The organism is Halioglobus maricola (assembly GCF_009388985.1).
Taxonomy (GTDB): domain Bacteria; phylum Pseudomonadota; class Gammaproteobacteria; order Pseudomonadales; family Halieaceae; genus Halioglobus; species Halioglobus maricola.
The window spans coordinates 2857018-2877073 of sequence record NZ_CP036422.1 but is presented as its reverse complement, the minus strand read 5'-3'; the positions used below and the strand labels follow the sequence as shown (position 1 = coordinate 2877073).

General features: G+C 57.5%; 22 protein-coding genes. 20 read left to right on the top strand and 2 right to left on the bottom strand.

What is annotated here, in order from left to right; translation table 11 throughout:
* Positions 1 to 42: 42 nt before the first annotated feature.
* Together EY643_RS13140 and EY643_RS19590 are read left to right on the top strand one after the other, a co-directional pair.
* Positions 43 to 309, top strand: a complete 267-nt coding sequence (locus EY643_RS13140; protein WP_153239666.1) for an FAD assembly factor SdhE — start codon at positions 43 to 45, stop codon at positions 307 to 309.
* A complete protein-coding gene (locus EY643_RS19590; protein WP_170287393.1) occupies positions 260 to 688 on the top strand; it encodes a protein YgfX in 429 nt (142 codons plus the stop codon). Before EY643_RS13140 ends, EY643_RS19590 begins: the two co-directional genes overlap by 50 nt.
* Here the strand turns inward: EY643_RS19590 and nadB are convergent.
* A complete protein-coding gene (gene nadB / locus EY643_RS13130) occupies positions 665 to 2266 on the bottom strand; it encodes an L-aspartate oxidase (protein ID WP_153239664.1) in 1602 nt (533 codons plus the stop codon). The two genes, EY643_RS19590 and nadB, sit on opposite strands and share 24 nt — an antisense overlap.
* A 265-nt stretch (positions 2267 to 2531) precedes the next feature.
* Here nadB and rpoE point away from each other — a divergent pair, with 265 nt between their 5' ends.
* From rpoE to EY643_RS19795, 16 genes are all read left to right on the top strand, one after another.
* A complete protein-coding gene (gene rpoE / locus EY643_RS13125; protein ID WP_153239663.1) occupies positions 2532 to 3116 on the top strand; it encodes an RNA polymerase sigma factor RpoE in 585 nt (194 codons plus the stop codon).
* 48 nt (positions 3117 to 3164) lie between these two features.
* On the top strand, positions 3165 to 3761 hold the full coding sequence (locus tag EY643_RS13120) for a sigma-E factor negative regulatory protein (protein ID WP_153239662.1): 597 nt from the start codon (positions 3165 to 3167) through the stop codon (positions 3759 to 3761).
* Between the two features lies 1 nt (position 3762).
* Positions 3763 to 4701 (top strand): MucB/RseB C-terminal domain-containing protein, encoded by a 939-nt coding sequence (locus EY643_RS13115; RefSeq protein WP_153239661.1) that lies wholly within the window; start codon positions 3763 to 3765, stop codon positions 4699 to 4701.
* 1 nt (position 4702) lies between these two features.
* Positions 4703 to 5170 (top strand): SoxR reducing system RseC family protein, encoded by a 468-nt coding sequence (locus EY643_RS13110; protein ID WP_153239660.1) that lies wholly within the window; start codon positions 4703 to 4705, stop codon positions 5168 to 5170.
* Positions 5171 to 5193: 23 nt separating this feature from the next.
* On the top strand, positions 5194 to 6588 hold the full coding sequence (locus tag EY643_RS13105) for a DegQ family serine endoprotease (RefSeq protein WP_153239659.1): 1395 nt from the start codon (positions 5194 to 5196) through the stop codon (positions 6586 to 6588).
* An 84-nt stretch (positions 6589 to 6672) separates the two neighbouring features.
* Positions 6673 to 8472 (top strand): translation elongation factor 4, encoded by a 1800-nt coding sequence (gene lepA, locus EY643_RS13100; protein ID WP_153239658.1) that lies wholly within the window; start codon positions 6673 to 6675, stop codon positions 8470 to 8472.
* Between the two features lie 21 nt (positions 8473 to 8493).
* Positions 8494 to 9333, top strand: a complete 840-nt coding sequence (gene lepB / locus EY643_RS13095) for a signal peptidase I (protein ID WP_153241035.1) — start codon at positions 8494 to 8496, stop codon at positions 9331 to 9333.
* A gap of 41 nt (positions 9334 to 9374) precedes the next feature.
* Positions 9375 to 9761: a DUF4845 domain-containing protein gene (locus EY643_RS13090; protein WP_153239657.1), complete on the top strand. Its 387-nt coding sequence runs from the start codon at positions 9375 to 9377 to the stop codon at positions 9759 to 9761.
* Positions 9758 to 10450, top strand: coding sequence for a ribonuclease III (gene rnc / locus EY643_RS13085; protein WP_153239656.1), 693 nt, complete (start codon positions 9758 to 9760; stop codon positions 10448 to 10450). The genes EY643_RS13090 and rnc overlap by 4 nt, the downstream gene beginning before the upstream one ends.
* Positions 10440 to 11339, top strand: coding sequence for a GTPase Era (gene era, locus EY643_RS13080; RefSeq protein ID WP_153239655.1), 900 nt, complete (start codon positions 10440 to 10442; stop codon positions 11337 to 11339). The genes rnc and era overlap by 11 nt, the downstream gene beginning before the upstream one ends.
* A 21-nt stretch (positions 11340 to 11360) precedes the next feature.
* Positions 11361 to 12116, top strand: a complete 756-nt coding sequence (recO, locus tag EY643_RS13075) for a DNA repair protein RecO (protein ID WP_153239654.1) — start codon at positions 11361 to 11363, stop codon at positions 12114 to 12116.
* Positions 12117 to 12187: 71 nt separating this feature from the next.
* The gene (cysM, locus tag EY643_RS13070) at positions 12188 to 13084 is read left to right on the top strand and encodes a cysteine synthase CysM (RefSeq protein ID WP_153239653.1); all 897 of its coding nucleotides are present in this window, start codon (positions 12188 to 12190) and stop codon (positions 13082 to 13084) included.
* A 6-nt stretch (positions 13085 to 13090) separates the two neighbouring features.
* Complete coding sequence (gene relA, locus EY643_RS13065) at positions 13091 to 15325, top strand: GTP diphosphokinase (RefSeq protein WP_153239652.1); 2235 nt, start codon at positions 13091 to 13093, stop codon at positions 15323 to 15325.
* Positions 15322 to 16134, top strand: a complete 813-nt coding sequence (gene mazG, locus EY643_RS13060) for a nucleoside triphosphate pyrophosphohydrolase (protein ID WP_153239651.1) — start codon at positions 15322 to 15324, stop codon at positions 16132 to 16134. Before relA ends, mazG begins: the two co-directional genes overlap by 4 nt.
* 116 nt (positions 16135 to 16250) lie before the next feature.
* Positions 16251 to 16895 carry an adenylate kinase gene (gene adk / locus EY643_RS13055; protein WP_153239650.1) on the top strand — a complete coding sequence of 215 codons (645 nt, stop codon included), beginning with the start codon at positions 16251 to 16253 and terminating at the stop codon, positions 16893 to 16895.
* 147 nt (positions 16896 to 17042) lie between these two features.
* Positions 17043 to 17828, top strand: coding sequence for a hypothetical protein (locus EY643_RS19795; RefSeq protein WP_153239649.1), 786 nt, complete (start codon positions 17043 to 17045; stop codon positions 17826 to 17828).
* 52 nt (positions 17829 to 17880) lie between these two features.
* Here the strand turns inward: EY643_RS19795 and mobA are convergent, their stop codons facing one another.
* Positions 17881 to 18468 (bottom strand): molybdenum cofactor guanylyltransferase MobA, encoded by a 588-nt coding sequence (gene mobA, locus EY643_RS13045; RefSeq protein WP_205743060.1) that lies wholly within the window; start codon positions 18466 to 18468, stop codon positions 17881 to 17883.
* 68 nt (positions 18469 to 18536) lie between these two features.
* Between mobA and tsaB the strand changes: the two genes are divergently transcribed.
* Together tsaB and EY643_RS13035 are read left to right on the top strand one after the other, a co-directional pair.
* Entirely contained in the window at positions 18537 to 19250 is a 714-nt protein-coding gene (gene tsaB / locus EY643_RS13040; RefSeq protein ID WP_153239648.1) for a tRNA (adenosine(37)-N6)-threonylcarbamoyltransferase complex dimerization subunit type 1 TsaB, read from the top strand.
* Positions 19250 to 20053: an undecaprenyl-diphosphate phosphatase gene (locus tag EY643_RS13035; RefSeq protein WP_153241033.1), complete on the top strand. Its 804-nt coding sequence runs from the start codon at positions 19250 to 19252 to the stop codon at positions 20051 to 20053. The genes tsaB and EY643_RS13035 overlap by 1 nt, the downstream gene beginning before the upstream one ends.
* Positions 20054 to 20056 lie beyond the last annotated feature (3 nt).

Below are 20056 nucleotides of genomic sequence, written 5' to 3'. Positions count from 1 at the left end.
TAATGGCCACCCTTGATGAATACAAGCGTCTGTGAATCTGGAATGGTAGCTGAACAAGAAATCAATCGTATGCGCTGGGCCGCCCGACGCGGGATGCTGGAACTCGACCTCGTGCTGGAGCCCTTTGTCCAGGCGAGATATGCGTTGTTAAGCCCTGCCGATCGGGAGCGTTTCCAGCAGTTGATGCTTTGCGAGGACCAGGATCTGTTTGCCTGGTTTCTCCAGCGCCGGCAGCCCGAAGATTCGGAGCACGCAGTCATTGTCCAGCAAATTCTCGACTTCGCCCACACTCCACCTGAGCATCGCTGATTCCAGCCGTTGCCGCTGCTTGCAGCTGTTTCATTTCGGCGCCGCGTTAGTTGCCTGTCTGCTGGTTGCCCAGTCCGGTCGACCTGAATTCGCGGTTCTACTCACACTCTGTTTATGTATGTGGCTGCCGCGACTGGTCGGCCAACCCTGGGTGGGCTGGGGGCTCGCCTGGCGCGAGGGGCGCTGGACCCTGGATCGCGGTGCTGGTCCCGAAATGGTGCAAATGTGCAGGGAATCCCGGGCTGGCCCGGGCGGGGTTTTTCTCACGGTGCAGGATATGCATGGCGCGCGGCACACGCTCTGGCTGCTGGCAGATTCAGTGCCGGCCCAGGAGCTGCGGAAAGTGCGGGTGAGGTTACTGCTGGAGCGGCGAGTTTAAGGGTCTGAGCACGGTGTCCACTGCTTGTGGAAGCAACTCAGGGTAGTCCAGGGTGAAGTGCAGGCCGCGGCTCTCCTTGCGCTCGATCGCGCAGCGAATCATGAGTTCGGCCACCATGGCGAGGTTGCGTAATTCGAGCAGGTCATTGCCAACCTTATAGTTGCCGTAGTACTCAGCGATCTCCGCCTGTAATAGCTGCACCCGGTGAAGCGCGCGCTGGAGTCGTTTGTCGGTGCGAACGATACCCACGTAGTCCCACATGAATCGTCGCAACTCATCCCAGTTGTGTGAAATCACGACGTCTTCGTCGGAATCAGTGACCTGGCTTTCATCCCAAACACGCGCCTTTTCGGGCGGCGGGAGGTCTGGCAGCAGCGCGGCTATGTCGCGAGCCGCCGATTCGGCGTACACGATGCATTCGAGCAGCGAGTTGGACGCCATTCTATTGGCGCCGTGCAAACCCGTGGAGGAGGCCTCGCCGATGGCATACAGGCCGCGAAGGTCAGTGCGTCCATTGGTGTCAACCACGATGCCGCCGCAAGTGTAGTGCGCGGCTGGCACCACCGGTATGGGCTCGGCGGCAATGTCGATACCGAAGTCTCGGCAGCGGCTCATAACCGTGGGGAAATGGGCTTCGAGGAATTCACGCGGCTGGTGGGAGATGTCAAGGAACACGCAATCTGCGCCCAGGCGTTTCATCTCGTGGTCAATGGCACGGGCCACGATATCGCGTGGTGCCAGTTCGCCGCGCTCGTCAAAACGGTGCATAAAACGCTCGCCGTCCGGCAGTAAGAGATGAGCCCCTTCACCGCGCAAGGCCTCCGTGATCAGGAACGATTTCGCCTTGGGGTGGTACAGGCACGTGGGATGGAACTGGTTGAACTCCATATTGGCCACCCGGCAGCCAGCGCGCCAGGCCATGGCGATGCCGTCGCCGCTGGCGCCGTCGGGGTTGCTGGTATAGAGATAGGCCTTGCTCGCCCCGCCTGTCGCCAGGACAACTGTCCTGGCCTGGAACAACTCAACGTGGCCCGAGCGACGGTCGAGCACGTAGGCGCCCTGGCAGCGGGCATCTTTTCGCACCAGATCTACCGCCACCCGGTGGGTGAAGACCTCGATATTGGAGGCGGCCAATGTCTGTTCGGTGAGGACCTCAGATATGGCCCGTCCTGTGCGGTCGGCAGCGTGTATGATACGACGGTGACTGTGTCCGCCTTCCATGGTCAGGTGAAATTCGCGGTCGTCGGCGTCGGCCTGGTCTTCACGGAGATCGAAATCCACGCCTTGCTCCACCAGCCATTCGGTGCAGCGACGGGAATTGCGCACGGTGAACTCCACCGCCTCGCGGTCACACAGGCCGGCGCCTGCGGTGAGCGTGTCCTGTACATGGGAGTCGACCGTATCGCGGTCGTGCAGCACCGCTGCCATACCGCCCTGGGCCCAATAGGTTGAGCCCTGGTTCAGGTCCGCTTTGGACAGAAGCGCCACCCGACAGTCAGCCGGCAGGTGGAGCGCCAGGCTCAGTCCCGCGGCGCCGCTGCCAATAACCAGGACATCGTGCTTGTAAGTGGTGGGCATCGCGCGCTCACTTGCTGCGGTAGATTGCGAAATATATCATGTGCCTCAACGACTTAGCGCAGTCAGGCACGGCCGGCTGCGAGTATATACGACCTCTGGTGCAATAAGGAAACCCCGCCGGGGAACTTTTTGATGCAAACAGTTTCATACAGCTGCCTGATCTCGTATCAGGCTGAACTAAAACCCGGATGCAATGTCTATTCGGGTATACAACACAAGAATTTAGTCAGGGCGGTACTGCCGTGACCATGGAGGGGATAGGGGAGTGACGGCCGCCGAGACGGACCAGCAGCTCGTCGCAAGAGTGCAGAAGGGGGATCAACGGGCCTTCGATCTGCTGGTGCTCAAGTACCAGCACAAGATCATGAGCCTGATTGGTCGCTATGTGCACGATGCGGACGAGGCGCAGGACGTGGCCCAGGAAGCCTTTATCAAGGCTTACCGGGCGCTGCCCAAGTTTCGCGGTGATAGCCAATTTTATACCTGGCTTTACCGGATCGCGGTCAACACTGCCAAGAATTATCTTGTGTCTCGCTCACGCCGGCCTCCGGGTTCGGATGTCGAGGTGGAAGATGCTGAATATTATGAGGGTGGCGCTGCGCTGAGGGACATTGAAACCCCTGAGAGCGCGCTGTTCGGCGACGAGTTAAAAGCAGTCGTCGACACAGCGATTGCCGATCTGCCGGATGATTTGCGCTCTGCGGTAACTTTGCGCGAATTCGATGGTCTCAGTTACGAGGACATCGCCGACATTATGGATTGCCCCGTGGGAACAGTGAGGTCGAGAATTTTCCGGGCACGGGAAGCGATCGATGCAAAGGTGAAGGAACAACTGGACGGTCAGCACTGATGCTGGCCTGCCACAGACAGACGCGTACTTACGCGAGGAAAAACTGAAATGAGTGACAAAATGCGTGAATCTCTCTCTGCCCTGATGGACGACGAGGCCAATGAGCTGGAGTTGCAGAGAGTGCTGAAGCAGATGGAGAACGATGGCGAATTGCGTCAGACCTGGGTGCGCTATAACGCCACTCGGTCGGTGATGGCCGGGCAGGGCGCCGGTAATCTCAACATCGATATTTCTGCCAGGGTGCGCACGGCCATCGCCGAGAGCGAGGCTGCTCCCAGTCTGCGCCAGCGAATTGGCAGGCCATTTGCGAGCTTTGCGGTGGCGGCGTCAGTCGCGGCTACCGTGGTTCTCGGCGGCCAACAGCTCGCCCAGATCAGCTCTGCTGACGATCCCTATGGCAATAAGGCCGTAGCCACTGTCGGCTCATCGCCGGTCGGTCTGGTCAATACTATGGGAGCCACCGCTGTGCAGGCCAGTTACGGGACGCAGGCGGTGCCTTCATTGCAGCCTGCGGCAAAAACAGCCTATAAGGAATTGGCTCGCCAGCGCATGGAAATGTATATGCAAGAGCACGCTGAACACGCGGCGCTCAATACGCCGCAGGGCCTCATGCCGTTCGTCCGTGTAGAGGAGATTCGCGAATAATATGAGCGCGCTCCGCTTTTCTCATTTCGCTGCGCTGATGCTGGCACTGGCAGCGGTGCCATGGGCATCAGCCCAGGAGTGTCCGGAGGTCAATCCGGAAGCAGTAAAGTGGCTGGACAAGATGTCCCGCAGCCTTCAGCACGTGAGTTATCACGGGGTCGTGACCTTTCAGCGTGGCGGTGAGGATATGCAGGTTGTTCAGGTGTCGCACTCTGTAGATGGCGGTACCAGTACCGACCGCTTGACTCAATTGACCGGGCAGGGAGCCGAGGTGGTGCGCAAGGACCACCCGCTGGATTGTATTCACCCGGGTCACAACTTGCTGCGCCTGGGTCAAAACCAGTGTGGCGTGGCCGCCAACTACCGATTAAGTGTCAGTGAAGGCGACCTTGTCGCGGGTCGTCACTCGGTGCGCATTGCAGTTGCTCCGCGCGACATGTACCGCTATGGCTATGTCATGGAACTCGATCGCGACACCGGTCTCCTGTTGAAGACCGCTACGATCGGCCGCGGCAACAAGGTGCTTGAGAAATTCCAGTTCGCCAATCTTTCCTATGGCGATGACTCGCCGGAGGGGCTGGATACTGCTATATCACACAGTGCACATCACCCGGTGCCAGCGGCGAGCTCGACCAACGCAGCTGCCAAGAGTCCCGGCTGGCGAGTGCGCTGGCTACCACCCGGCTTCGCTGCAACCGATGCAGTCAGCTCCGCGTCTCCGCGTAAAACCTATACCGATGGCCTGGCTGTCTTTTCTGTTTTTCTGGAGAAATTGGACCGCGAGATCCGTCCGGGTGAGGGCGTTGCCCGCAAGGGCAGCAGTACCTCCTATACCCGCGGGGTCAAGTTGGCGGGAGAGCCTGTCTTACTGACGGTCGTCGGAGAGGTGCCGGTTAATACGGCGCGTATGGTTGCAGATTCGGTGGTCTGGGAGCGCTGACATGTTGCTTGAAACCGGCCGCGTGGTGGCCGTTGAAGACGACAGCGTCTGGGTCGAAACGATCCGCCGCACGACGTGTGGCACCTGTGCTGCCAAGAGTGGTTGTGGCCACGGAGTGATGAACCGTATTTCCGAGGGACATCGCTCCCTTATTCGCGCACTGCCGGGTAAGATTCACCCCCAGCAGTGTGCCGTCGACGACGAGGTGCAGATCAGTATCCCGGAGGAAGTGATCCTGCGAGGCTCCGTCGTTGTCTATATTGTTCCTGTTGTTTCCATGTTGGCGCTCGCCGCGGCCGGGGCTGCTCTGGGCGGCGATGCCGGCAGCGCAATCGGCGCTCTGGCGGGGCTCGCGGCCGGCGTGGGTCTGGTGCGGTTGCATGCAAATCGCCATCGCCAGGACGACAGTTTCCAACCCGTTCTGGAAGACATATTGAGCCCTTCCGCCCAGGCCGTAAGTCTGGATTGAGTTTTCGTTTTCAAGAGGTATTTATGAAGCTATCCGGCAAGTACTCCTTTTTTCTGACCATTGCTCTCATGTTGGGTATGGCCGTGCAGGTCAACGCAGCCGCGCTGCCAGATTTCACCGGCATTGTGCGCGACAATTCACCTGCTGTGGTGAAGATCATTGTCGAGGCCAGTGGCCCGCAGCAGGGCCAGGGGCCGCAGGAAATCCCAGAGTACCTTCGCCGATTCTTCGAATTTCGCGGCGACGCGCCGTCGCAGCAGCCTCGCATGGGCATGGGCTCCGGATTCATTATCGATGCCAGTGGCCTGATCGTCACTAACGATCATGTGGTCTCGGGCGCGGATAAGGTCTTGGTGAGAATGAATGACCGGCGCGAATTCGAAGCAGAAATTGTCGGCACAGACCCGCGCAGTGATCTGGCGCTGCTCCGTATAGACGCTGAAGACCTGCCTGTTGTGAAGCTTGCGGCTGCAGGTGAGTTGGATGTGGGCGAATGGGTGCTGGCTATCGGTTCGCCTTTCGGGCTCGATTACTCCGTGACTGCGGGCATAGTGAGTGCCAAGGGGCGGAGCTTGCCCACCGAGAACGGCGAAAACTATGTCCCGTTTATACAGACCGATGTCGCCATTAATCCTGGTAACTCCGGTGGCCCTCTTTTCAATCTCGACGGCCAGGTTGTTGGCGTCAATTCCCAGATATTTACCCGCAGTGGCGGCTCCATCGGCCTCTCCTTTGCCATTCCCATGAGTGTGGTGCGCAATGTTGTGACCCAGCTCGAGGAGCACGGCAAGGTGACTCGCGGCTGGTTGGGGGTCACCATCCAGGATGTGGACAAGAACCTGGCAGAGTCCTTTGGCCTCGAGCGGCCGCGTGGCGCATTGGTCGTCCAGGTTGCCGAAGATGGACCTGCCGATGACGCCGGTCTGCGCGAAGGCGATGTGATCATCAGCTTCGATGGACGAGATATCCCCGCGTCATCGGATTTGCCCCATGTGGTGGGCCTGATTGCCCCGGGCACACGCGTGAAAGCGGAGATTGTTCGCGATCGCAAGCAACGCACCGTCAAAGTCGAGGTGGGCGGCCTGGCAGCCGATGACAGCTACTCGCTGGCTGGCGGGGAGCCGGACGGCGACGAGGGCGGCCGTATCGGCGTGGTGGTCGCTGAGGCCGACGCTGAGATGCTGGAGCGGTGGAATCTCTCTGGTGGTGTGGTCGTGCACGACGTTGTTGCGGGCTCGCCTGCAGCGGAAGCTGGGGTGCGCCCTGGTGACGTGATCACCCTGATAGGCAATACGCCGGTGAAGAGCCTCGATGCATTTGCCAGCGCCGTGGAGAAACTCGAAGCCGGCGACACCCTACCTTTGCGCCTGATGCGCCGCGGCACACCTCTGTTTATCGGCCTGCGGTTGACACAATAGCCGCGCGGGGCCCGTTGGGGTACAATCGCGCGTTTTTGGGTGGCCCTTCCGCGGCCGCCCAGCAACCATGTCAGGCCTTATTGAGTGAGTGATCTCCAGCACATCCGCAATTTTTCCATTATTGCCCATATTGACCACGGCAAATCCACCTTGGCTGATCGATTCATCCAGCACTGTGGCGGCCTGTCACACCGGGAGATGGAACAGCAAGTGCTCGATTCTATGGATATCGAGCGCGAGCGCGGAATTACCATCAAAGCCCAGAGCGTCACTCTGGACTACACGGCCAGAGACGGCCAGGTCTACCAACTTAATTTTATTGATACCCCGGGGCACGTGGATTTTTCCTACGAGGTTTCACGATCCCTGTCCGCCTGTGAGGGCGCACTGTTGGTTGTCGATGCAGGCCAGGGGGTAGAGGCCCAGTCTGTAGCGAACTGCTATACCGCGATCGAGCAGGGCCTGGAAGTCCTCCCTATCCTCAACAAGATGGACTTGCCCCAAGCCGACCCGGACAAGGTCAAACTTGAAATCGAGGAAATTATCGGCCTCGATTCCAGCAACGCCTGTGCGGTATCGGCCAAATCTGGCATGGGTATTGAAGATGCGCTCGAGTACCTGGTGGAAGAAATCCCGCCACCCGAGGGGGATCGCGATGCGCCTCTGCAGGCACTGATTATTGATTCCTGGTTCGACAATTACCTTGGCGTCGTATCGCTTGTGCGCGTCAAGCAGGGCGTTTTGCGCAAGCGTGACAAGATAGTGGCCAAGAGCCAGGGCAAGGCTCATCAGGTAGACAGTGTGGGTATTTTCACTCCCAAGCGCCATGAGCAGGACTGCCTGCAGGCAGGTGAGGTAGGCTTTGTCGTTGCCGGCATCAAGGATATTCACGGCGCCCCGGTAGGGGACACTTTAGTCCACGAAAAAATGCAGGATGTGCCTGCGCTGCCGGGCTTTCAGCAGGTTAAGCCACAGGTTTACGCCGGTATCTTCACGATCTCGTCAGATGACTACGAAGACTTTCGCGACGCGCTGGGGAAGCTCACGCTCAATGATGCGTCTTTGTTCTATGAACCAGAAAGCTCTGATGCGCTCGGTTTCGGGTTTCGCTGTGGCTTCCTCGGCATGCTCCATATGGAGATTATCCAGGAACGTCTTGAGCGTGAGTACGATCTCGATCTGATCACGACAGCGCCCACGGTAATCTATGAAGTTGTCACCAAGACCGGTGAAACTGTGCGGGTCGACAATCCTTCCTCGCTGCCGGATGTCGGCGATATTGAGGAAATGCGCGAGCCCATCGCCCGCTGCAATATTTTGGTGCCGCAGGACTACCTGGGCAACGTGATCACACTCTGTGTCGAGAAGCGCGGTGTGCAGAAGGATATGCAATTCCTCGGTGCTCAGGTGCAGGTGGTTTACGATATCCCGATGGCGGAAGTGGTGCTGGATTTCTTCGACCGACTGAAATCTGTTAGCCGTGGTTACGCCTCTCTGGACTACAGCTTTGAGCGCTTTGAATCTGCCAAGCTATCGCGCCTGGATGTGCTGATCAATGGCGAACGGGTCGATGCGCTTGCGGTGATTGTGCACCAGGATCAGGTGCAGTATCGGGGTCGCGCGCTGACTGAAAAAATGAAAGAGCTGATTCCGCGACAAATGTTCGATGTGGCCATTCAGGCGGCCGTGGGGGGCAAGGTTGTTGCCCGTACAACGGTTAAGGCTTTGCGCAAAAATGTCACGGCCAAATGCTACGGTGGCGATGCCAGCCGCAAGAAAAAACTGCTGGAGAAGCAGAAAGCAGGTAAGAAGCGAATGAAGCAGGTAGGCAGTGTGGAGATCCCCCAGTCTGCCTTCCTCGCGGTACTTAAGGTTGATAGCTAGGACGGACTCTTAATGAGTGGTATGACAATCGATTTTCCCCTGATACTGCTTATTCTGGTGGCTGGAACCGGGGTGGTTTGGCTGCTGGATACGCTGTTCCTGGCGCCTGGGCGCCGTCGGGAGATTGCCGGCTTGCAGGCCAGGTATCCCGAGTGGGACAAGGAAGAGAGCCCACAGCATCAGCAGTTTAACGCCAGTGTGGAACGCCAGGCATCAGAACCTGTTGTGGTGGAGTACTCGCGCTCGTTTTTCCCGGTGTTGTTCGTCGTCTTCGTGCTGCGTTCGTTCCTTGTAGAGCCGTTCCAGATCCCGTCGTCGTCGATGGTGCCCACCCTTCAGGTTGGCGATTATATTCTGGTTAATAAATTCACCTACGGCATTCGCCTGCCCGTGAGCCGCGCCAAGGTTTTCGATCTTAACGAGCCTGAGCGCGGTGATGTGATGGTGTTTTTTCCGCCCCATATGAATGACACCTACTACATCAAGCGTGTGGTCGGTTTACCGGGCGACACAGTGACATATCGTAAGAAGCGGCTGTTTGTGAATGGCAAGCAGGTGAGCAGGGAAGAAGTGGCGATTATGCCAGGCCCGAATGTGCGACAGCGCGTGGGTCTCGAACAGTTGGGAGAAGCACGCCACCTGATGCAGGTAGACGAGGGGCGGGTACCTCGAGACTTTACGGTGCTTGTGCGCCCCGGTCACTACTTTATGATGGGCGATAACCGCGACAACAGCTCCGATAGTCGGGTTTGGGGTCAGGTGCCAGAAAAGGATATAGTAGGGAAGGCTTTCGCAATATGGATGCACTGGGATTCATTCCTGAGTGTTCCAGGCTTCAGCCGCGTCGGCCTGATCGAATGATCATAATGAACAGCGAATGGATTAGCTGAGGGGATCGAGATATGCGTCAACGTCAACGCCAAACAGGTATAGGTCTTTTCGGGGGCCTGATTATCGCCATGATGGCCGGCTTCTATGTGCTCTGCATAGTAAAGGTCGTTCCAGTGTATTCAGAATATGAGTCCATCAAGCATATTCTTACGACCATTTCGGACGAGCATAAACCGAACGTCACTACCATCGGTGAGATGCGTCGTCGTCTGGCAAACCTATTCAACTCAAACCAGATCAAAGCCATCAAAGTTAAAGATGTGCAGTTCTACCGCAAGGGCGGCAAGATGTATATCGACGGGCGCTATGAAGGTCGCGTCAACATCATCGCCAATATGGATCTGGCTCTGCGATTTGATGACCTGCTGTTTGTGGCAGGACAACCCAATATCAAGTGACCGACTGCGAGCTAAAGGCCGCGCGCCTGCAGCGCGCTCTCGGGTACGAATTTGCAGACAAGGCTCTGCTTGAGCTGGCGCTGACCCACCGCAGTGCCGGCAATCGCAACAATGAACGGCTGGAATTTCTCGGCGATTCCATCGTTAATCACATCATTGCCGAGACTCTCTACCACAAATTCCCAAGCGCCAGTGAAGGTGATATGAGCCGCATGCGCGCTGCCCTGGTTAAGGGTGACACGCTGGCCGAAGTTGCCCGTGAGCTCGAGCTCGGTGAGCATCTCATTCTGGGAGCCGGCGAGCGCAAGAGTGGTGGTCGTCGTCGCACTTCGATTTTGGCAGATGCACTTGAGGCGGTGACCGGGGCGATTCTTCTCGACAGTAATGTCGAAACCTGTCGCGGCTGTGTTCTCAATTGGTTTGTCGGGCGCCTCGACACCCTGTCTCTGGGCGGCGCCGACAAGGATGCCAAGACCAGCCTGCAGGAGTTCCTGCAGGGTCATGGCAAGCCGCTCCCCGAGTATGAATTGCTCGGAGTGCAGGGCGACGATCACAGCCAGCAATTCCGGGTGGTCTGCCGCCTGACCAAGCCTGCCCTCACTGTAGAGGGTTCAGGTTCCAGCCGGCGCAAGGCGGAACAGGCCGCGGCACGCACAGCTCTTGAGAGGTTGAACCCGGATGAAAAATGAGGCCAAACACTGCGGTTATGTCGCGATCGTGGGGCGGCCTAACGTTGGCAAGTCCACACTGCTCAATCACATTCTCGGGCAGAAGATCAGTATTACCTCGCGCAAACCCCAGACCACGCGCCACCAGGTGCTGGGTATCAAGACTGAGAACGACCACCAGATTATATTTGTCGACACTCCGGGATTGCACAAGGCCGCGGAGAAGGCGATTAATCGCTATATGAACAAGGCAGCGAGCTCGGCTATCCGCGACGTGGATCTGGTGTTATTCCTGGTTGACCGCACGGCGTGGACCGAGGAAGACGAGATGGTGCTGCAGCAAGTAGTGCAGTCTGGTCTCCCCGCCATTCTGGTCGTCAACAAAGTGGACTTGCTGGAGGACAAGGCGGTGCTTCTGCCTCATCTGCAAAGCCTGACAGAGAAGGCGGATTTCAAGGCTGTGATCCCGCTGTCAGCGCTGCGACAGCACAATGTGGAGTCCCTCGAGTCGGAAGTGATCAAGTACCTGCCTGAATCGGAGCACTTTTTCCCCGAGGATCAGATTACCAATCGCAGCCAGCGTTTCCTGGCAGCGGAAATTGTGCGCGAGAAGATTACCCGCCAACTCGGTGATGAGCTTCCCTATGCGGTCAATGTCGAGATCGAGGAGTTCGCGTTTGACAATGGAATTATCCATATCTCAGCATTGATTCTGGTGGAGCGCGACGGGCAGAAGAAAATCATTATCGGCGAGAAGGGCAGCCGCCTGCGATCTATCGGTACCGAAGCAAGACAGGACATGGAACGCCTTTTCGACAACAAGGTGATGTTGCGTCTCTGGGTGAAGGTGAAGTCTGGCTGGTCGGACGACGAGCGAGCCTTGCGCAGCCTCGGCTACGACGATATCTGACAGGGCGGCCCAGGGTAGCTTATGCGAATCTCGCTACAGCCGGGCTATGTACTTCACAGCCGCCCCTACAAAGACACCAGCAGCCTGCTGGAAGTATTCACCGCCGAACACGGCCGGGTCAGTCTGGTTGGGAAAGGGGCTCGTAGACGCAGTCGCGGTGGGAGTCAGGTGGCTCTGTTACAGCCGTTCACCCCCCTGTTGTTAACCTTCAGCGGCCGCGCAGAGTTGAAAACGCTCACCCAGGTTGAAGCGGCGGGTACTGCGACGAATTTGCGTGGCGAGCGCCTGTATAGCGGTCTCTATTTGAATGAGCTGCTGGTGCGTCTGCTGCACCGCAATGACCCCCATCCGACACTTTTTGCGCGTTACGCGCGTGCGGTAGAGGGCTTGCAACATGGCGATGATATCGAAGTGACCCTGCGAGGGTTTGAGTTGCAACTGCTCGACGAGCTTGGCTATCGTCTGGATCTCACTACCGATGGCAGCCGGGGCGAGGAACTGCAGCAGGATATCTGGTACCACTACGACCCCGAGTTGGGCTTGATACCTTGTCCTGCCAGTGCAAAACCAGACCGGCCGGCGTATCAAGGGGCTGACCTGTTACAAATCGGTCGCGGCGATTTGGCTGGCAGTGCGCGCCTGACCGCCCGCAGGTTGATGCGCCAGGCGCTCGCGGTACATCTGGGCGATGCTCCATTGCGCAGCCGGGAGCTGTTTCGCGCGCAGCAGGCGCCATCCTCGCCCTCCCATGAGCCCTCACAGGCGTCAGACACGTGATCGCGGTCGTCGCCTTTGCGGTACTCGCCTGAGCCTGTACACTGCGCGTGCAAAACAGAGTTTGAGAAGCAATGCCTGACTATCCAACGATAGAAGCCTGTATAGGCAATACCCCTCTTGTTCGCCTGCAGCGCCTGCCTGGCGATACCACCAATACTGTTCTGGTAAAGCTGGAAGGTACGAACCCGGCGGGCTCGGTCAAGGACCGCCCGGCTATCAGCATGATCGCTGAGGCTGAGGCGCGAGGAGACATCAAACCTGGTGATAGCCTGATCGAGGCCACCAGCGGTAACACGGGTATCGCGCTGGCGATGGCAGCAGCGATCCGCGGCTACAAATTGACCCTTATCATGCCGTCTCATATGAGCGATGAGCGCAAGCAAGCCATGTCTGCGTATGGCGCGAATCTGCTCGAAGTCTCACAGCAAGAGGGCATGGAAGGCGCGCGCGACCTGGCCATGGCCATGCAGGCCCGTGGCGAGGGCACCGTCCTCGACCAGTTCGCCAATTCGGACAATCCCAAGGCACATTTGACCGGCACTGGGCCGGAACTCTGGCAGCAGACTAATGGCACTCTTACCCACTTTGTCAGCTCCATGGGGACCACCGGGACCATCATGGGAACGTCTGCCTACTTGAAGCAGCAGAACCCGTCGATTGAGATCGTGGGCCTGCAGCCGGAAGACGGCTCCAGCATTCCCGGCATCCGTCGTTGGTCTGCCGCTTATCTGCCGGCTATCTACGATGCTGCGCGGGTGGACCGGGTAATGGATATATCCCAGCAAGAGTCCGAGCATGTTATGCGCCGGATGGCTGCGGAGGAGGGCATCTTCTGTGGTGTCTCGTCCGGCGGTGCGGTGGCTGCAGCCCTGCGCCTGTCACATACGCTTGAAAATGCCGTGATCGTCGCTATTGTCTGCGACCGCGGCGATCGCTACCTTTCAACCGGCGTATTCGCGGGGGCCTGACAAGCGATGGTCCAGGTTCGTAAACAGCTTCCCGATCCCGCCAGTGGCGATGTCATCGACCTTGAGGAGTGGGTCCGACATCTTGCCATCAGCCTCGATGACGAGGAGGGAGGGCAACTGCTGCGCGCCTGCGAATTGCTCCAGCAACGGTCCAAGGGTGAAGGTGAAGACCCCGGTGATTGGGCTATTGAGAGCGATTGCTTTACCGCCGGCCTGGATACCGCCCTGATCCTGGCGGAGTTGCATGTAGGCGTCGCCTGTCTGGTCGCCGGGCTACTGTATCGAGCCGTGCGTGAGAAACGTATTTCGCTCGACGAAATCGGCGCAGAGTTTGGCGACGAGGTACAGGGTCTGCTGCAGGGCGTATTGCGGATGGCCGCCATCGGCGAGTTACGCCTGCATCAGGAGCAACCTGTGCTCGGCCAGGCCCACGCCCAGAAAGATAATATTCGCAAGATGCTCATCGCGCTGGTTGATGACGTTAGGGTGGCCCTGATCAAATTGGCGGAGCGTACCTGCGCCATTCGCGCGGTGAAGAATGACGAGGAACGCCGGGAGTTTGTCGCGCGCGAGGTTTTCGATGTCTATGCGCCGTTGGCCCATCGTCTCGGCATTGGTCACTTGAAATGGGAACTGGAAGACCTGTCCTTCCGCTACATTTATACCGACGCTTACCGAAAAATTGCACGCCTGCTGGATGGCAAGCGCCTGGAACGGGACCAGTTCATTGTCGAAGTAACCGAATTGCTCAGCAATGTGTTGGGGGGTGCCGGGCTCGAGTTTGAAATAGAAGGTCGGGCCAAACACATCTACAGCATCTGGCGCAAAATGCAGCGCAAGGGCATCGGTTTCTCCCAGGTCTACGATATACGTGCGGTGCGTATTCTGGTGCCGGAGGTCAAGGATTGCTATGCGACCCTGGGCCTGGTCCACGGCTTGTGGCGCAACATTCCCAATGAATTCGACGACTATATCGCCAACCCCAAGGAGAATGGCTACCGCTCGCTGCACACGGCCGTGATTGGCCCTGAGGGCAAGATTCTGGAGGTGCAGATTCGCACCCGACAGATGCACGAGGAAGCGGAGCTGGGTGTCTGCGCGCACTGGCGCTATAAGGGGTCGGATCACGGTGATGGCATGGCCAGCACCTACGAGGAAAAAATTGCCTGGTTGCGACAGGTGCTCGACTGGCATGAAGAAACCGGTGACGCCGACGAAGTGGCAGAGCAGTTCAGTTTCAATGTCGCCCAGGACAGAGTGTACGTGTTTACCCCGGATGGCGATGTGGTCAACCTAGCGCACGGGGCCACGCCGCTGGATTTTGCGTACCACGTTCACACCGAAGTGGGGCATCGTTGCCGCGGGGCTAAAGTCAACGGTTCCATAGTGCCCCTGACTTACGAGCTTGGGACCGGCGAGCGAGTGGAAATCCTCACCAGCAAAGAGGGCGTTCCTAAACGCGACTGGTTGCAGCCCGGCCTGGGATATTTGCGCACTTCACGCGCTCGCGCCAAGGTGCAGCACTGGTTTCGCTCCCAGGCCAGAGAAGAGAATATCGCCGCTGGCCGCCAGTTGTTGGAGCGCGAGTTCCGGCGCCTCGCCCTGACCAGCATCGATTACCAGCGCATCACGCGTAAAGTCAGTGCCAAATCGGTAGAGGATATGTTCGCCTCGGTCGGCTCTGGCGAGTTGGCTTCGAGCCAGGTATTGAATGCCGCCCAGGGCCTTGTAGAACGTCGGGCAGAACCGGCATTGAAACTGGCGCGGCCCGGGGCTACACGCTACCGCAGCGAAGTGCAGGTGCACGGCGTAGGTAATCTGCTCAACCACATGGCCGGTTGTTGCAAACCGGTGCCGGGTGACGCTATTACCGGCTTTATCACCCAGGGCAGAGGGGTGAGTATCCACCGCACAGACTGTGCCCGGCTGGTGAAATTACAGGAGTCTGCGGCGGAGCGCGTTATTGGGGTGGAGTGGGGCGGTGCCCCAACGGACAATTACGTGGTGGATGTGGCGATCGAAGCCTACGACAGGCACGGACTGCTGCGTGATATCACCGGCTTATTCGCCAACGCTCATATCAATGTGCTGTCGATCAATACCCAGACCAACAAGAAGTCACACACGGCGACTATGCGACTGCGCGTGGAAGTTCCTAATCTCGCGTCACTGTCAAAAATGCTGGAACGTATCAACAGTCTGAATAATGTCATCTCGGCAAATCGGTGTACGTCTGAATGACCCGGCAGCGCTATAGCATCAACGACCTGTTGCGGGTGATGGAGCGCCTGCGCGACCCCGAACATGGCTGCCCCTGGGACCTGAAGCAGAGCTTCGCTACCATCGTGCCCTCCACGCTGGAGGAGTGTTATGAACTTGCCCATGCGATAGAGGAGCAGGATTTTGAGCACGTGGCCGAAGAACTTGGCGATGTGCTTTTTCAGGTGATTTTCTACAGCCAGTTGGGGCGAGAGCAGAACCTGTTCGAATTCGAACAGGTTGTCGACACATTGGTGGAGAAGTTGGTCCGCCGGCATCCGCACGTATTCGCTCGCGGTGAGATAGAGGGCATTGTCGATGGGGATATCAGCGAGGACGATGTTAATGCCAATTGGGAAGCGATCAAGCAGCAGGAGCGAGGTGAGCGAGACCAGCACGGCATTCTCGCGGACGTGCCTGTCGCTCTGCCGGCATTACCCCGCGCCCAAAAACTACAAAAGCGCGCATCAACTGTTGGATTTGACTGGCCGGACGTTGAGCCGGTGATTGCCAAACTTGAAGAAGAGATCCGAGAGTTGCGCTCAGCACTGGAGGCTGATCGTCGCGCTGAAATAGAAGAGGAAATGGGCGATGTGCTTTTCTCCGGAGTGAACCTCGCTCGCCACCTGAAAGTCGATGCAGAAACCAGTTTGCGTCGCGCGTCGAGTAAATTCGAGCATCGTTTTCGGCGTATGGAGCAATTGGCTGCGGATACAGGAGAGCATTTGACCGAGCTGGATGATGCAGCTCTGGATGCCCTTTGGGAACGTGCCAAAGCGCAGTTGACCTAGCCAAAGGTAGGGGTTGTCACCTCGCAAACCGCTGTGTATGGTTACTGCCCTCTCATATTACCAATCTTTTAAAACCGTCCTAGATGGCGGTCTCAGAATCACGAGGAACCTCGTCAATGCGATTGATCTTGCTGGGCGCACCGGGCGCCGGAAAAGGCACTCAGGCCCAATACATCACAGAGAAATTCGGAATTCCGCAAATCTCAACGGGCGATATGCTCAGGGCTGCTGTCAAGGCACAGACAGAGCTTGGCATCGAGGCCAAGAAAGTCATGGATGCCGGTGGTCTGGTATCGGACGACATCATCATTGGGCTCGTTAAGGAACGCATCGCCGAATCTGACTGCGCCAATGGTTTTCTGTTTGACGGCTTCCCTCGCACCATCCCGCAGGCTCAGGCGATGGTTGAAGCGGGCGTCAATATCGATCACGTCGTAGAAATAGCGGTAGATGACGAAGAAATTGTCTCGCGCATGAGTGGACGTCGAGTGCACTCTGGTTCTGGTCGCGTATACCATGTGATTCACAATCCGCCGAAGACAGAAGGTGTCGACGACGAAACTGGCGAGCCGCTGATGCAGCGTGACGATGATCAGGAAGATACCGTCCGTAAACGTTTGGAAATTTACCACGAACAAACCAGCCCACTGGTAGGTTTTTATCAGGATATGACTGGCGGAAATGCGCCTGAATATCATCGCATAGAGGGTGTTGGTGGCGTCGAAGAAATTCGAGATCGCGTTTTCGAACAGCTCGGTTAACCACAAAATTACACTCGCAAATTCGAAAAGGAGCCATTGGCTCCTTTTTTGTGTCGTGTAAAAAGATGTTGCATTTGTTGTAAGCCTTTACCTTTATTGCTATTTTTGACTTGCGTTACCTTAATAACTTCCCTGGAGATGAACGTAATGGCAACGGCTAAGAAGAAAACCACAGCGAAAAAAGCGCCGGCTTCCCGTAAAAAAGCCCCGGCCAAGAAACGGCCTGCAGCGAAGAAAACTGCTGCAAAGAGGAAACCTGCGAAGAAACAGGCAGTGTCTCCCGCGGTAGCAAAGGCTAATGATGCACTGGCGAAAGTTCAAAAAGCGCTGGATGCAGAAAAGAAGTCACTTGCAGCTGCTCGCAAGAAACTGGAGGCTGCTCGCAAGCAAGCCGCCAAGAAAGCAACTGCAGCAAACAAGCGTACGGTTAAGGCTGCACGAACTGCGTCGGCTAAGAATAGCGCGCGTATAAAGAGCATGCGCGGCAAGCTGAACGATGCCAAGCAGCGTTTGGCAGACACTGCTGACGCAGCGCGCTTGAAAGCAATGAAAGTGGCAGCTCAGGAGAAGGTGCTGGCGCAAAAGGCTGAACTTGCCGCCAAGGCGGAAGTGGACAAAGCCAAAGCGCTGGCCAGCCATGCCGAGAAGTGGGTGAAGGCCCGCGCCAAGGCCGACGCGAAAAAGCTGGCTGCCCTTGAGAAGAAACTCGCTAAGCAGTTGAGTGCTGCCGAGAAGAAATCTGCAGCCAAAGTGAAAGCGGCTGCTAAAAAAGCGACCAAGGCTACCAAGCGCAAGGCTGCGCCGAAGAAAAAAGCTGCAGCCAAAAAGGCGGCCCCCAAAAAAGCGGCAACCAAAAAAGCGGCGCCAAAGAAAAAGGTAGCAGCGAAGAAAAAGGCAGCGCCTAAGAAAAAGGCCGCAGCGAAGAAAAAGTAAGCCCCAGAGGCTTAAGCGATAAACCCGCTGCCGGAAACGGCCGCGGGTTTTTTTATGGGCTGGCCTCGCTATTGATATTCAGGAATGCATTGTCCTCATCCGGAAAATCGACAGCGATCGCACACTGTTCCGCAAACCAGTGGCGCACGGCGCGCCCGCCGTTGTCGAGAAAGGGGCCGAGCGAGTGCAGGCAGTGTTGTCTTAGCAGCGCGCATAGAAAGTGGTCGCGCCCCGCGGCACGGGCATAGCTGATATTTGCCGAGGGTGTATCAGCTAACGCTGCCGCGAGGCGTTGGCCGAGATTCTCGGGTAATCGCGGTGTATCGCAGGGAGCCAATAGCAGGTAGTCGGTATTGCAATGAACGGCGGCTGCCTCCAGGCCAGCGAGCGGTCCCTGGTAGTCTTCGCGCAAGTCCGCAATCAGTTCGCAGCCGAAGCGCAGATAAAAACCCCGGTTGCGATTGCAGCTGATCATGACCTTGCCAACCTGTGGTGCCATACGCGCAAAACTGTGCGCAGCGAGAGGTTCACCCTGCCAGGGCAGCGTTCCTTTGTCACGATAGCCGACTCGTCGACCTGCACCACCGGCGAGGAGTAGCCCGGTGATCATGTTTCTCGGTATCAGGTTTTCGCCTGCCAACGGTTCTTACTCGTGTTTGCCTGTGGGATAATTCCAGTTTATCACTCACAGCATCACACTGAGAATTCATGACTGGCATCCTCGCCATTGAAACCGCTACCGAAGCATGCTCCGTGGCCTTGTGGCGCGATGGCGATATCGAGCACAGGTACGAATTGGCGGCGCGTCAACACAACCAGCGCATTTTCGCTATGTTGCAAGATTTGATGCCGGCAGGGCTCGATGGCGTCGATGCCATTGCATACGGCAGTGGTCCGGGTTCTTTTACAGGGCTACGCATAGCCGCCAGTGCAGTCCAGGGGCTGGCTTATGCCGCCGACTTGCCGGCGCTGCCAGTTTCAACTCTGGCCTGTCAGGTGCATACGGCTTTGCGGTTGGGGCTGGTCAGCGAAGGCGATTACGTCTTCTCCAGTCTGGATGCACGCATCAGGGAAATCTATTTCGCCTTGTATCGTATTGAAAACGGTGTCGCAGTTGAGGTGCAGGCCGCTCGCGGTGATGCTCCTGCGAAAATCGTCCAGGCGAGCATGCCAGAGGCAATGATTGGCCTGGGTAGCGGCTGCAATTTTATCGAGCAATTTCCTGATCGTGTCAGTTCTGCATTGACCCAAGTGCACCCGAATTTACTCCCCGAGGCTCGCGACTTGCTGCCTCTGGCGCAAAAAGCGCTGGCCGCTGGGGATGTCCAGCGGGCTCTCGACGTGCAGCCAGTGTACGTGCGCGATGAGGTCAACTGGAAAAAGCTGCCAGATCAAGGTAAAGCGCAGGGTAAAAAATCGTGATCGACGCAATCCAAGCCATAGTGCTGGCACTGGTGCAGGGTTTGACCGAGTTCCTGCCGATTTCCAGTTCGGCGCACCTGGTGATTCCCTCGCTGATTCTGGAATGGCCCGATCAGGGGCTGGCGTTCGATGTGGCTGTGCACGTAGGTTCATTAACTGCCGTTGTGTTCTACTATCGCCACACGCTGTGTGCTCTGGCGAGAGACTGGTTTTCATCATTGGCCGGAGGTGGTGTGACTGCGAACAGTCGCCTGGTCTGGTACCTGGGCTTCGCCACGGTACCGGCTGGCCTTGCCGGTATTTTTCTGGAGCAGTTTATAGAGCAGCATGCGCGCAACCTGCTGGTGATTGCGAGCACCACTTTGATCTTCGGTGTATTGCTGGGCCTGGCCGATCGCCATGCAACGCGCATCCCCGGCGATAATCCAATCACTTTCGGCCGTGGTATGTGTATTGGACTGGCGCAGGCGATGGCGCTCGTTCCGGGCGTATCTCGCTCAGGTGTCACCATCACCGCAGCGCTCTGGCTCAATATGAGCCGGCAGGACGCGGCTCGTTTCTCTTTTCTGCTATCTATACCGATCATTGCCAGTGCCGGTGCATTGAAAACCTGGGAGCTGATCGGCCTGGGAGAGCCTTTTGACTGGCAGATGATGGCCCTGGGCACGGTGGTATCGGGTCTGGCTGCCTATGCCTGCATCGCGCTGTTTCTGCGTTTGCTTGACCGGGTGGGCATGATGCCTTTTGTTTACTATCGAATTGCGCTGGCACTTCTGCTTTATGGCGTTTGGGCCACCAGCTAGAGG

Bases quoted from the DNA above. Each gene is read 5' to 3' on its own strand.
- EY643_RS13140 (WP_153239666.1), top strand. From the start codon at position 43: ATGGTAGCTGAACAAGAAATCAATCGTATGCGCTGGGCCGCCCGACGC.
- nadB (WP_153239664.1), bottom strand. From the start codon at position 2,266: ATGCCCACCACTTACAAGCACGATGTCCTGGTTATTGGCAGCGGCGCC.
- EY643_RS13120 (WP_153239662.1), top strand. From the start codon at position 3,165: ATGAGTGACAAAATGCGTGAATCTCTCTCTGCCCTGATGGACGACGAG.
- EY643_RS13115 (WP_153239661.1), top strand. From the start codon at position 3,763: ATGAGCGCGCTCCGCTTTTCTCATTTCGCTGCGCTGATGCTGGCACTG.
- EY643_RS13110 (WP_153239660.1), top strand. From the start codon at position 4,703: ATGTTGCTTGAAACCGGCCGCGTGGTGGCCGTTGAAGACGACAGCGTC.
- EY643_RS13105 (WP_153239659.1), top strand. From the start codon at position 5,194: ATGAAGCTATCCGGCAAGTACTCCTTTTTTCTGACCATTGCTCTCATG.
- lepB (WP_153241035.1), top strand. From the start codon at position 8,494: ATGACAATCGATTTTCCCCTGATACTGCTTATTCTGGTGGCTGGAACC.
- EY643_RS13090 (WP_153239657.1), top strand. From the start codon at position 9,375: ATGCGTCAACGTCAACGCCAAACAGGTATAGGTCTTTTCGGGGGCCTG.
- era (WP_153239655.1), top strand. From the start codon at position 10,440: ATGAAAAATGAGGCCAAACACTGCGGTTATGTCGCGATCGTGGGGCGG.
- recO (WP_153239654.1), top strand. From the start codon at position 11,361: ATGCGAATCTCGCTACAGCCGGGCTATGTACTTCACAGCCGCCCCTAC.
- cysM (WP_153239653.1), top strand. From the start codon at position 12,188: ATGCCTGACTATCCAACGATAGAAGCCTGTATAGGCAATACCCCTCTT.
- relA (WP_153239652.1), top strand. From the start codon at position 13,091: ATGGTCCAGGTTCGTAAACAGCTTCCCGATCCCGCCAGTGGCGATGTC.
- mazG (WP_153239651.1), top strand. From the start codon at position 15,322: ATGACCCGGCAGCGCTATAGCATCAACGACCTGTTGCGGGTGATGGAG.
- adk (WP_153239650.1), top strand. From the start codon at position 16,251: ATGCGATTGATCTTGCTGGGCGCACCGGGCGCCGGAAAAGGCACTCAG.
- EY643_RS19795 (WP_153239649.1), top strand. From the start codon at position 17,043: ATGGCAACGGCTAAGAAGAAAACCACAGCGAAAAAAGCGCCGGCTTCC.
- tsaB (WP_153239648.1), top strand. From the start codon at position 18,537: ATGACTGGCATCCTCGCCATTGAAACCGCTACCGAAGCATGCTCCGTG.